10 protein-coding genes are annotated in these 11859 nt (G+C 61.0%); 8 read left to right on the top strand and 2 right to left on the bottom strand.

Annotation, left to right across the window (positions count from 1 at the left end; all coding sequences use genetic code 11):
- Nucleotides 1–1508 (top strand): DNA repair protein RecN (gene recN / locus GRF61_RS02630; RefSeq protein ID WP_169149172.1); only part of this gene is annotated, 1508 nt, incomplete at its 5' end.
- A 51-nt stretch (nt 1509–1559) separates the two neighbouring features.
- On the opposite strand, the gene fur is transcribed toward recN, so the two are convergent.
- Nucleotides 1560–2000, bottom strand: a complete 441-nt coding sequence (gene fur, locus GRF61_RS02625; RefSeq protein WP_169149171.1) for a ferric iron uptake transcriptional regulator — start codon at nt 1998–2000, stop codon at nt 1560–1562.
- Between the two features lie 127 nt (nt 2001–2127).
- On the opposite strand from fur, the gene bamE reads away from it, so the two are divergent.
- The 5 genes from bamE to greA all read left to right on the top strand — a co-directional run bounded on the left by bamE (nt 2128) and on the right by greA (nt 8542).
- Nucleotides 2128–2541, top strand: a complete 414-nt coding sequence (bamE, locus tag GRF61_RS02620) for an outer membrane protein assembly factor BamE (RefSeq protein ID WP_169149170.1) — start codon at nt 2128–2130, stop codon at nt 2539–2541.
- 58 nt (nt 2542–2599) lie between these two features.
- Nucleotides 2600–3406 (top strand): 4-hydroxy-tetrahydrodipicolinate reductase, encoded by an 807-nt coding sequence (gene dapB / locus GRF61_RS02615; RefSeq protein ID WP_169149169.1) that lies wholly within the window; start codon nt 2600–2602, stop codon nt 3404–3406.
- 238 nt (nt 3407–3644) lie between these two features.
- Nucleotides 3645–4787, top strand: a complete 1143-nt coding sequence (gene carA / locus GRF61_RS02610) for a glutamine-hydrolyzing carbamoyl-phosphate synthase small subunit (RefSeq protein ID WP_169149168.1) — start codon at nt 3645–3647, stop codon at nt 4785–4787.
- 54 nt (nt 4788–4841) lie between these two features.
- Entirely contained in the window at nt 4842–8069 is a 3228-nt protein-coding gene (carB, locus tag GRF61_RS02605; RefSeq protein ID WP_169149167.1) for a carbamoyl-phosphate synthase large subunit, read from the top strand.
- The gene (greA, locus tag GRF61_RS02600) at nt 8066–8542 is read left to right on the top strand and encodes a transcription elongation factor GreA (protein WP_169149166.1); all 477 of its coding nucleotides are present in this window, start codon (nt 8066–8068) and stop codon (nt 8540–8542) included. The genes carB and greA overlap by 4 nt, the downstream gene beginning before the upstream one ends.
- Before the next feature lie 148 nt (nt 8543–8690).
- On the opposite strand, the gene GRF61_RS02595 is transcribed toward greA, so the two are convergent.
- Nucleotides 8691–9140 (bottom strand): YhbY family RNA-binding protein, encoded by a 450-nt coding sequence (locus tag GRF61_RS02595; protein WP_169149165.1) that lies wholly within the window; start codon nt 9138–9140, stop codon nt 8691–8693.
- 37 nt (nt 9141–9177) lie between these two features.
- Here GRF61_RS02595 and rlmE point away from each other — a divergent pair, with 37 nt between their 5' ends.
- Nucleotides 9178–9801: a 23S rRNA (uridine(2552)-2'-O)-methyltransferase RlmE gene (gene rlmE, locus GRF61_RS02590; RefSeq protein ID WP_169149164.1), complete on the top strand. Its 624-nt coding sequence runs from the start codon at nt 9178–9180 to the stop codon at nt 9799–9801.
- 115 nt (nt 9802–9916) lie between these two features.
- On the top strand, nt 9917–11809 hold the full coding sequence (gene ftsH / locus GRF61_RS02585; protein ID WP_169149163.1) for an ATP-dependent zinc metalloprotease FtsH: 1893 nt from the start codon (nt 9917–9919) through the stop codon (nt 11807–11809).
- Nucleotides 11810–11859 lie beyond the last annotated feature (50 nt).

The following is an 11859-nucleotide window of genomic DNA, read 5'->3' as shown; positions in this document are numbered from 1 at the left end:
GTTCTGTGGTCCGGGCGGGGCGGGAGAAGGCTGATATCGCCGCCGAATTCGACCTGGAGGAAGGCGGGGCTCTTGCGTCATGGTTGGCCGGGCAGGATTTGCCCACCGAAGATGGCATGGTGATCCTCCGTCGCGTCGTCGATGCGGGAGGCCGCAGTCGCGGCTGGATCAACGGTACGCCGGCCACCCTGGCGCAATTGCGCGAAGCCGCGGATTTCCTCGCCGACATACACGGGCAGCACGCTCATCACGCCTTGCTTCGCGGCGATGCGCAACGCGCCCTGCTCGACACCCACGCGGGGGCGCAGGCGCTTGTCAGGGAGGTGGCCGACAACTACCGGCACTGGCAGCAGGCCGCCGCTGCCTTGAGGGCCGCGCAGCAGAACAGCGAAGCCTCTGTGCGGGAACGCGAGCTGCTGGGCTGGCAGATCAAGGAGCTGGACGAGTTGGGTTTCGAGGCGGGCGAATGGTCCGAATTGAATGCCGAACACGTCCGCCTTGCTCATGCCGCCAGCCTGATGGAAGGCGCCGATGCGACGTTGGCTGCGCTGGATGAAGGTGATTTCGCCATCTGCGCGATGCTAGGGCAGCTGGATGCCCGCATGGCTGAGCTTGCTGCCATCGATTCTGGGCTGGGCGAGGTGAGGGAGCTCTTGTCCTCGGCGGCGGTGCAGGCTGATGAAGCACTGCATGCACTCAAACGCTATCGAGACAGGTTGGACCTAGATCCTGAACGCCTCGCGGAAGTGGAGCGTCGTTTATCCGCGGTGATGGATGTCGCGCGGAAGTACCGGTCCGCTCCCGAGGAGTTGCCTGGTCTGCTCGAAGGGTGGAAGGCGCGTTTCGAGGAGCTTGAGGTCAGTGCCGACCCGGTGCGGCTGACGGAGGCCGAGGCCCGCAGTCGCCAGCGTTACGCTGAGCTTGCTGCGAAGCTGTCGGCGACCCGACGTCCTGCTGCCGAGCGGCTCTCGGCGGAAATCACGGAAGCGATGCAGACGCTGGCGATGGCTGGCGGTCGTTTCGAGGTGGCGCTAGAGCCCTGCGAGCCGAGTGCGAGCGGTGTCGAACAGGTGGAGTTCCGGGTGGCTGCTAACCCGGGTCAGGCTCTGCGCAACATGGCGAAAGTGGCTTCCGGCGGTGAGCTTTCGCGCATCGGCCTGGCAATCCAGGTCATGACCAGCCGGGATTCGGCTACGCCTACGCTGATCTTCGACGAAGTGGACGTTGGAATCGGGGGGCGGGTGGCCGAGATTGTCGGCAAACTGCTTGCCCGCCTGGGGAAGGACAGGCAGGTCTTGTGTGTCACCCACCTGCCGCAGGTCGCGGCCTGCGCGGACTGGCAATGGCAGATTGCCAAGGCAGAACGGGGAGGGGAGACCTTGAGCGAAGTGACTCCGCTGGATGCGGCAGCGCGAATCGAGGAAATCGCCCGCATGCTGGGTGGGGTGAATATCACCGATACCACCCGCCAGCACGCGGCGGAAATGCTGGCGACGGCCTCCGTCTGAGAAGCTCCGGCGAGATCCTGGGCGGGCAGAGCGCCTAGGACCTCTACGCAGTCAGAGGCTCTCGTCTCCGCGATTGGGGCAGTCCTTGCGCAGGCAGTCCGCATAGAGATAGAGCGCATGCTCCTTGACCGCAAAGCCACGGTCGGCGGCCACCGCATTCTGACGCTTCTCGATCTCCGGGTCGTAGAACTCTTCGACCTTGCCGCATTGCAGGCACACCAAGTGGTCATGGTGACCTCCTTGGTTCAGTTCGAACACCGCCTTGCCGGATTCGAAGTAATGGCGCTCAAGCAGGCCGGCCTGCTCGAATTGCGTCAGAACGCGATACACCGTGGCGAGGCCGATATCCATGCCCTCGTTCATCAGCAGTCGATAGACGTCTTCCGCAGTGAGGTGGCGCAGATCGGAGTTCTGGAACAGGTCCAGAATCTTGAGGCGCGGATAAGTCGCCTTCAGGCCGATGCTTTTTAAGCTTTTAGAGTTCTCGGACATAGTTGCCTGTCGGGTGGCTAGGGAGGGGCAGCGAGGTAGGACGGTCTGCCCAGCGGCGCTATGTTATATTTTTTGCCCTTTACTGAGAACCGTGCGTCGATGCCGACGCCCCTACCTGACCCACTCCATGCGTTCCTCGCTCCCCTGCGTGCTCATTGCCGCCGTGCTTGTCACCGCTTGTTCCGTCGATACCATCGTTAACAAGGTGAATCCTTACAAGATAGACGTTCGCCAGGGGAATTACGTGGACCAGGCGATGGTTTCCCAACTAAAAAAAGGCATGACGCGCGATCAGGTGCGTTTCGTCCTTGGCTCGCCACTGATCGTCGATGTATTCCGCAAAGATCGCTGGGACTACGTTTATCGCTTCAAACCGGGCAAGGCTGAGGCGGAGCAGCGGATCATTTCTGTCTACTTCGTCGATGACAGGCTGGATCACGTCGAAGGGGATGTTGCCGCGGGCGATGCCCAGGGCGCTGCTGCCGCGCAGCAGGAGCGTCGCTCCCGCGTGGTGGATGTGCCGGCGACCGAAAGCAAGTAAATGGTGAGACGTCGACCGATTGTCAGCGTCGATCCGAAATGTTCATGTGGAAAGTGAGATGAGTGGAATACGCGTAGCGATCGCTGGTGCCTCCGGGCGGATGGGGCGGATGCTGATCGAAGCGGCGCTGAAAGAGGAGGGGGTTGTTCTTGCGGCGGCTTTCGACCGCCCGGGTACGACCTTCGCAGGACGGGATGCAGGTGAGCTGGTCGGCGCCGCTACAGGTGTGCTCATCACGGAGGATGCCCGGCGGGCAATTGCTTCGGCAGATTGCCTGATCGATTTCACGCGGCCAGAGGGGACGCTGGGGCACTTGGCGTTGGCGCGGGAACTGGGCAAGGCGGCTGTCATCGGCACCACCGGTTTCGATGCGGCAGGCAAGGCTGCCATTGCCAGGGCGGCAGAGGTAATCCCGGTGGTTTTTGCGCCCAATATGGCGGTGGGTGTGAACGCGGTGTTCAAGTTGCTCGAAGTGGCTGCCCGCATCCTCTCTGAGGGTTACGACGTAGAGGTGATTGAGGCTCACCACCGTTTCAAGGTGGATGCGCCTTCTGGTACGGCGCTGCGGATGGGTGAGGTGGTGGCGCGCGAGCTCGGGCGCGACCTGGATCATTGTGCAATCTATGGCCGCGAAGGAGTGACGGGTGAGCGCAAGGCCGAGACCATCGGCTTTTCCACCATACGGGGCGGAGACGTGGTGGGGGATCACACGGTCCTGTTCGCGGGTATCGGCGAGCGCATCGAGATCACTCACAAGTCGGGCAGCCGGATGCCTTACGCCATCGGTTCGCTCCGGGCTGCACGATTTCTGCACGGCAGGTCTGCCGGGCTCTTCGACATGCAGGATGTCCTGGGTTTGAAGTAGCCGCAACCTTTCGAACTAGCTGGCCGGGAGGCGGCGCGCGCGTCGGACTCAAGTGGCTCGCGGCATTGCGGCCAGGCTCCGCCTGCGTTGCCCTCGGGTTTGCCTCGAGGGGCCAAAAACGTTAGAATCTCAAGGATTTGATAGCGGGATCGCCCCATTGGGTCGTCCCGTTTTTTTCACATATGGGGGCGCTCAGGCCGGCTTGTCCCCATTTTCGGCTGAAACTCAGGAGTTTGTCGTGACCGCTTTTCCGCCCGCCCTTCTCGCGCTTGCCGACGGGACGGTTTTTTTCGGCAAGGGTATTGGTGCGGTCGGCAGCACGGTTGGCGAGGTGGTGTTCAACACCTCCATGTCCGGATATCAGGAGATCCTCACGGATCCCAGTTATTCCCGCCAGATCGTGACGCTGACCTACCCGCACATCGGTAATACCGGTGTCAATCGGGAGGACGTGGAGGCGGATAGGGTCCATGCCGCCGGCCTGGTGATCCGTGATCTGCCGCTGCTGCCTTCGAATTTCCGGATGGAGAAGAGGCTGGATGCCTATCTCCGTGATGAGAACATCGTTGCGATCGCCGGCCTGGATACGCGCAAACTTACCCGCATCCTGCGGGAGAAGGGCGCTCAGGCAGGGTGTATCGTCACCGCCGCTGAGGGGGCGGCGCTGAATGCCGAGCAGGCGATTGTCGCAGCACGGGAGTTCCCGGGCTTGGCCGGCATGGATCTCGCCAAGGTCGTCAGCGTGAAGTCTTCCTATCCGTGGTCGGAAGGCGAGTGGGAACTGGGCAAAGGCTTCGTTTCCGGTGATAGCCGTTTTCACGTCGTCGCGTACGACTTCGGGGTCAAGCGCAACATCCTGCGCATGCTGGCCTCCCGCGGCTGTCGCTTGACGGTGGTGCCGGCCCAGACGCCAGCCAAGGATGTGCTGGCTCTCAAGCCGGATGGCGTGTTCCTGTCCAACGGCCCGGGGGATCCGGAGCCTTGCGATTACGCCATCGAGGCGATCAAGGAGATCCTTGCAGCCCGTCTGCCGACTTTCGGCATCTGCCTGGGGCATCAACTGCTGGCCCTGGCCTCCGGGGCCAAGACGCTCAAGATGAAAGCGGGCCACCACGGTGCAAACCACCCGGTCAAGGATGTGGAAACCGGCCAGGTGTTGATCACCAGCCAGAACCACGGCTTTGCGGTGGATGCGGCGACCATGCCGGACAATCTGCGGGTGACCCATGTGTCTTTGTTCGATGGGACCAACCAGGGCATTGCCCGGACTGACGTACCTGCCTTTTCCTTCCAGGGCCACCCGGAAGCGAGTCCGGGACCGCACGACGTTTCCTACCTGTTCGACCGCTTCATCCGCCTGATGGAAGACGGCGCAAAGTAAAGAATGCAACCGGCGGCCTTCGGTCCGCCGCTTCAGAATCATCGAGGCGAGGCAATGCCCAAACGTAACGACATCAAGAGCATCCTGATCATCGGCGCTGGCCCGATCATCATTGGTCAGGCCTGCGAGTTCGACTATTCCGGCGCCCAGGCCTGCAAGGCGCTGCGGGAGGAGGGCTACAAGGTCATCCTGGTCAACTCCAACCCGGCCACCATCATGACCGACCCGGAGACGGCGGACGTTACCTACATCGAGCCGATCACTTGGCAGGTGGTCGAGCGGATCATCGAGAAGGAGCGTCCGGATGCCCTGCTGCCGACGATGGGCGGGCAGACGGCGCTCAACTGTGCCTTGGATCTGGCCCGTCATGGCGTGCTCGACAAGTTCGGCGTTGAACTGATCGGCGCCTCGCAGGAAGCTATCGACAAGGCGGAGGACCGCCTGAAGTTCAAAGAGGCGATGACTCGTATCGGGCTCGGTTCCGCGCGTTCCGCCATTGCCCACAGCATGGAAGAGGCGCTGCAGGCGCAGGGCGGCATCGGCTTCCCGGTCATCATCCGGCCCAGCTTCACGCTCGGAGGCACCGGCGGCGGCATCGCCTACAACATGGAAGAGTTCCACGAGATCTGCAAGCGGGGTCTCGAAGCCAGTCCGACCAACGAGTTGCTGATCGAGGAGTCGCTGCTCGGCTGGAAGGAGTACGAGATGGAGGTCGTGCGTGACCGCGCCGATAACTGCATCATCGTCTGCTCCATCGAGAATCTGGATCCGATGGGTGTGCATACCGGCGACTCGATCACCGTCGCGCCCGCGCAAACGCTGACCGACAAGGAATACCAGATCCTGCGTAATGCCTCCATCGCTGTGCTGCGCGAGATCGGGGTGGATACCGGCGGTTCCAACGTACAGTTCGCGATCAACCCCAAGGATGGGCGGATGATCGTGATCGAGATGAACCCGCGGGTGTCCCGTTCCTCCGCTCTCGCATCCAAGGCGACGGGTTTCCCCATTGCGAAGGTCGCCGCGAAGTTGGCGGTCGGTTACACGCTGGACGAACTGCGCAATGACATCACCGGCGGTGCGACGCCCGCGTCCTTCGAGCCGTCCATCGACTACGTCGTCACCAAGATCCCGCGCTTTGCATTCGAGAAGTTCCCCCAAGCGAACTCGCGCCTGACGACTCAGATGAAGTCGGTTGGGGAAGTGATGGCCATGGGCCGGACCTTCCAGGAGTCTTTCCAGAAGGCGTTGCGCGGTCTTGAAGTAGGGGTTTATGGACTGGATGAAGTCGAGGCGGACTGTGAGGATCTGGAACACGAATTGGCTAACCCCGGTGCCGAGCGCATCTGGTACGTGGGGCAGGCTTTCCGGGAAGGAATGACCCAAGAGCAGGTGCACTCGCTGACCAAGATCGACCCCTGGTTTTTGGCCCAGATCGAGGACATCGTCTTGACCGAAAAGGCGCTGGCTGGCCGTTCACTGAAGGCCATCCAGGCCGGTGAACTGCGCGAGCTGAAGAAGAAGGGGTTCTCGGATCGTCGTCTGGCGAAGCTGCTGGGCACCGATGAGACCGCGGTTCGCCTGCATCGGCATACGCAGGGTGTGCGTCCGGTGTTCAAGCGGGTGGATACCTGCGCAGCGGAATTCGCGACGTCGACGGCTTACATGTATTCCTCCTACGAGGAAGAGTGCGAAGCGCGGCCGACCGACAAGAAGAAGATCATGGTGCTGGGCGGTGGTCCCAACCGTATTGGTCAGGGTATCGAGTTCGATTACTGCTGTGTCCATGCTGCTCTCGCCCTGCGTGAGGACGGCTACGAGACCATCATGGTCAACTGCAATCCCGAAACCGTGTCGACCGACTATGACACTTCCGACCGCTTGTACTTCGAGCCGATCACCCTGGAAGACATTCTCGAAATCGTGCATATCGAGAAGCCCGTCGGCGTCATCGTCCAGTTCGGCGGCCAGACGCCGTTGAAGCGCGCCAAGGCCCTGGAAGAGAACGGCGTGCCCATCATTGGCACCACGCCGGACATGATCGATGCCGCTGAGGACCGTGAGCGCTTCCAGAAGTTGCTGAACGATCTCGGCCTGAAGCAGCCGCCCAACCGTACCGCACGTACCCCGGAAGAGGCCGTGCGCCTGGCGGCGGAGATCGGCTATCCGCTGGTCGTCCGCCCGTCTTATGTGCTGGGTGGCCGGGCGATGGAGATCGTGCACGAGCAGAAGGATCTCGAGCGCTATATGCGCGAGGCGGTGAAGGTTTCGAACGAGTCGCCGGTGCTGCTGGATCGTTTCCTTAACGATGCCACCGAAGTGGACGTTGATGCGCTTTCGGATGGCAAGCAGGTCATCATCGGCGGCATCATGGAGCACATTGAGCAGGCTGGCGTGCACTCCGGCGACTCCGCTTGCTCGCTGCCGCCCTATACCCTGTCAGCCAAGCTGCAGGATGAGCTGAGGCGCCAGACTGAGGCGATGGCCCGAGCGCTGAACGTGGTTGGCCTGATGAACGTCCAGTTCGCCATCCAGGGCGAGGGTGACAACGCCGTGGTGTATGTGCTGGAGGTGAATCCCCGTGCTTCGCGTACCGTGCCATTCGTTTCCAAGGCTTGCTCCTTGCCGCTGGCCAAGGTGGCTGCGCGTTGCATGGCCGGGCAGTTGCTCGTCGACCAAGGGGTGACTGGCGAGATCGTGCCGCCTTACTACTCGGTGAAAGAGGCGGTGTTCCCGTTCGTCAAGTTCCCGGGCGTAGATACCATCCTTGGACCGGAAATGAAGTCTACCGGCGAGGTCATGGGCGTCGGCCGCAGCTTCGCGGAGGCTTTCGTCAAGAGTCAGCTGGCCGCCAGCGTGCGACTTCCGACCTCGGGTACTGCCTTCATCAGCGTTAAGCCGACGGATCGACCTGCGGCGGTGGAGGTGGCCAAGGAATTGCGGGAACTGGGTTTCAATCTGGTTGCGACCCGTGGTACAGCTTCTGCCCTCGAGGCGGAGGGCATCTCGGTTTCAGTTGTGAACAAGGTCAATGAAGGGCGGCCTCACGTCGTCGATATGATCAAGAACAACGAGATCGATCTGGTGATCAACACCGTCGAAGAGAAGCGTCAGGCCATCACTGACTCTCGCTCCATTCGTACAAGTGCGCTTGCCGCGAAGGTGACGGTCTACACCACGATCGAGGGTGCTCGCGCCGCTTGCATGGGGATCCGTCATCTGGCGGGACTCGAAGTCTATGCCGTGCAGATGCTGCACGCAGAACTGAATAAAGTCGTATGAACAAGACCCCTCTTACCATCACTGGCGCGGAGAAGCTCCGCGTGGAACTCCACCGCATGAAGACAGTGGAGCGTCCCAATGTGATCGCTGCCATTGCCGAGGCGCGTTCGCATGGCGATCTCTCGGAGAACGCCGAGTACGACGCGGCCAAGGAGCGGCAGGGCTTCATCGAAGGGCGGATCATGGAGATCGAGGGCAAGCTGTCCAACGCCCAGATCATTGATCCCAAGTTGCTCGACGCAGACGGCCGTTGCGTGTTCGGCGCGACGGTGGACTTGGAGGACATGGAGTCCGGCCAGACGGTGTCGTATCAGATCGTTGGCGAGGACGAGGCGGACATCAAGGAGAACAAGATCTCGGTCAGTTCTCCGATTGCCCGCGCTTTGATCGGGAAGTACGCTGGCGATATCGCCGAGGTTCAGGCTCCCGGCGGTATCCGCGAGTACGAGATTATCGACGTCCGGTATGTCTGACCGGTTCAGAAAGTGCTGAGCGCGAGGTGAAACCAGCCTTTCCGTGATGGCCTGAAGGTGTTGTCTTCAGGCCATCGCTCATTGAGAACGCAACTCAGGCCGGCTAAACCTTTGCCGTTGTCCCTCCCAGCAGCTTGTCCGGAAGCGGTCAGCGCTTGCCCTTCGATTTGTTGGCTGAGGAACGGGGCGCGCCTTTGCGTTGTTCGGCGGAGGCCCGCATCAAAGCGGCACGCCGGGCCGCCGCCGCAAAGGCGGCTGCAGACTTCGCGGTGCCCGGACGAGTTGATGTTTTGGCCTTGGCCTCGACTGCCTTGTTTTTTTCCTCTTCGATCCGCTTGCGCCAGATGATGAGGATGTTGCCGATGTGCTGGACGGGGGCTGCCCCCAGCTCTTGGCAGAGTTGAACCATCAACTCCTCGCGCTGAGTGCGCTCTGTACCCTGAACCTTGACCTTGATGAGTTCATGGGCTTGCAGGGACCGATGGATCTCGGCCGCGACGGCGGGAGTCAAACCGTTGGCCGCGATGGTGACGACCGGGCTCAGATGATGTGCCCGGGCACGCAGGTCGCGCCGTTCGGCCGGTGTAAGTTCAAGCATTGAGATTCTCTTTTCGTGGGGCACGGATTTTACTCCGATGAAACGAAGCAAGACCAGTAAGGCCTGGATGCGGGAGCATCTTAGCGATCCCTATGTGTTGAAGGCCAATGCAGAAGGTTACCGGGCGCGGGCTGCCTACAAGCTCATGGAGATCGATGATAGGGACCGCTTGCTCAAGCCGGGTGTGGTGGTTGTCGACCTCGGCGCAGCGCCAGGGTCCTGGTCCCAGGTCGCCGTGCAGCGCTGTGGGGGCTCTGGCAAGGTGTTTGCCCTGGATCTACTCCCGATGGAGCCGCTGGCTGGCGTGAGTTTCCTCCAGGGCGACTTCACCGAAGAGTCGGTATTGGCCGCCTTGGAGGCGCAGTTAGATGGCCGTGAGGTAGACCTTGTTTTTTCCGACATGGCCCCCAATCTGTCAGGAGTTGCTGCAGTCGACCAAGCGCGTTCGATTCATCTTTGCGAACTCGCCCTTGATTTCGCTCGGTCCCATTTGAAGCCCGCAGGCCGTTTCCTGGTCAAAGTTTTCCAAGGGGAAGGTTTCATAGCGTTCCGCCAGGAGATGGAGGGCGTTTTTTCCTCTGTCCAAGTGCGCAAGCCCAAGGCCTCTAGGGACCGTAGCGCAGAGGTTTATCTTCTCGGCAGCGGTCTTCGACCACGCTAGAAAGCGGGAAGCCATAGGCCAGGGTAATCGACCCCATTGGTTTGCGGGGGGGAACGTTCCACTCTAGAATGGGTCAATCCAACGCACGCCTGTAGAAGGCTTTTGGGGTAATACGTTGAACAATCTTTTCAAGAATCTTGCGATCTGGATGGTTATCGGCGTCGTCTTGATGACCGTATTCAACCAGTTCAACGCTCGCCAGTCGGCGCCGAATACCGTGGAGTACTCCCAGTTCATGGAGGAGGCCAGGGCCGGGCGTATCTCCAAGGCGACCATTGATGGTCGGGTAGTGCGCGCGACGACTCAGGAGGGCCGGCAGATCACTGTCTATACGCCGGGTGTCCAGGACATTTGGATGGTCTCAGACCTGATGCGTTACGGGGTTTCCGTCAATGCGACCAAGCCCGAGGAAGAGCAGTCTTTCCTGACGAGTATCTTCGTTTCCTGGTTCCCGATGCTTCTCCTGATTGGTGTGTGGATATTCTTCATGCGCCAGATGCAGGGTGGAGGTAAGGGCGGAGCATTCTCGTTCGGCAAGAGCAAGGCGCGAATGTTGGATGAGTCGGCCAACTCGATTACTTTTGCGGATGTGGCGGGTTGCGACGAGGCCAAAGAAGAAGTCGGAGAACTGGTCGAGTTCCTGCGTGATCCTTCCAAGTTCCAGAAGCTGGGTGGTCGTATTCCCAAGGGTGTGCTGATGGTTGGCTCGCCGGGTACCGGTAAGACACTGCTTGCCAAGGCGATCGCCGGAGAGGCAAAAGTGCCCTTCTTCTCGATCTCCGGTTCCGACTTCGTGGAAATGTTCGTCGGCGTCGGCGCGGCTCGCGTCCGGGACATGTTCGAGCAGGCGAAGAAGCACGCTCCTTGCATCATCTTCATCGACGAAATTGACGCTGTGGGACGTCAACGGGGCGCTGGCCTGGGTGGCGGTAATGATGAGCGCGAGCAAACCCTCAACCAGTTGCTGGTGGAGATGGATGGTTTCGAGGGGCAGACGGGTGTGATCGTGATCGCAGCGACCAACCGTCCGGATGTACTCGACCCGGCGCTGCTGCGGCCTGGACGCTTCGATCGTCAAGTCGTCGTTGCGCTGCCTGACATCCGGGGCCGAGAGCAGATTCTGAAGGTGCATATGCGGAAGGTGCCTATCGCGCCGGATGTCGATCCGCAGGTTCTGGCGCGCGGGACGCCTGGATTCGCTGGTGCGGATCTGGCCAACTTGGTTAATGAGGCTGCACTGTTCGCTGCTCGCGCCAACAAGCGACTGGTGGACATGGACGATTTTGAGCGCGCCAAGGACAAGATCATGATGGGTGCCGAGCGCCGGTCCGTGGTCATGCCGGAAGAGGAGCGCAGAAATACGGCCTATCACGAGTCCGGCCATGCGGTCGTGGCACGCTTGCTGGACAAGACGGATCCGGTGCACAAGGTCACTATCATTCCTCGTGGGCGAGCGCTGGGTGTGACAATGCAATTGCCTGAAGAAGATCGTTACAGCCAAGACAGGGAGCGTCTGCTGCAGACCATCGCGGTTCTATTCGGTGGTCGAATAGCCGAAGAGATCTTCATGAAGCAGATGACGACCGGGGCTTCCAACGACTTCCAGCGTGCGACCGATCTGGCTCGTCGCATGGTCACGCAGTGGGGCATGTCGGATACCTTGGGGCCGATGGTCTACGGGGAAGAGGAGGGGGAAATCTTCCTCGGGCGCCAAGTGACGACGCATCGCAACGTTTCTGAAGCGACGATGCAGAAGGTTGACGCAGAGATTCGCCGGATCATTGATCAGCAGTATGCGTTGGCGCGTGGCTTGATTGAAGAGAACAGCGACAAGGTCGAGGCGATGACGCAGGCGCTGCTGGAGTGGGAGACCATTGATGCGGAGCAGGTGAATGACATTATGGCTGGACGCCCGCCGCGTCCGCCCAAGCCTGCTGCGGTGCCGGCGCCGCGTTCCAAGGACGACTCGCCCGGTGCCGCCCCCAATGCAACTGCGCCTGCGGCATAAGTTTTTTTTAGTATCTCCCTTGCGGGCCGGGTAATTCCGGCCCGCATTTT

The sequence above is a fragment of the Azoarcus sp. TTM-91 genome, assembly GCF_012911025.1.
GTDB lineage: Bacteria > Pseudomonadota > Gammaproteobacteria > Burkholderiales > Rhodocyclaceae > Azoarcus.
The sequence above is the reverse complement of the archived record's forward strand: the minus strand, read 5'-3'. Positions and strand labels throughout refer to the sequence as shown.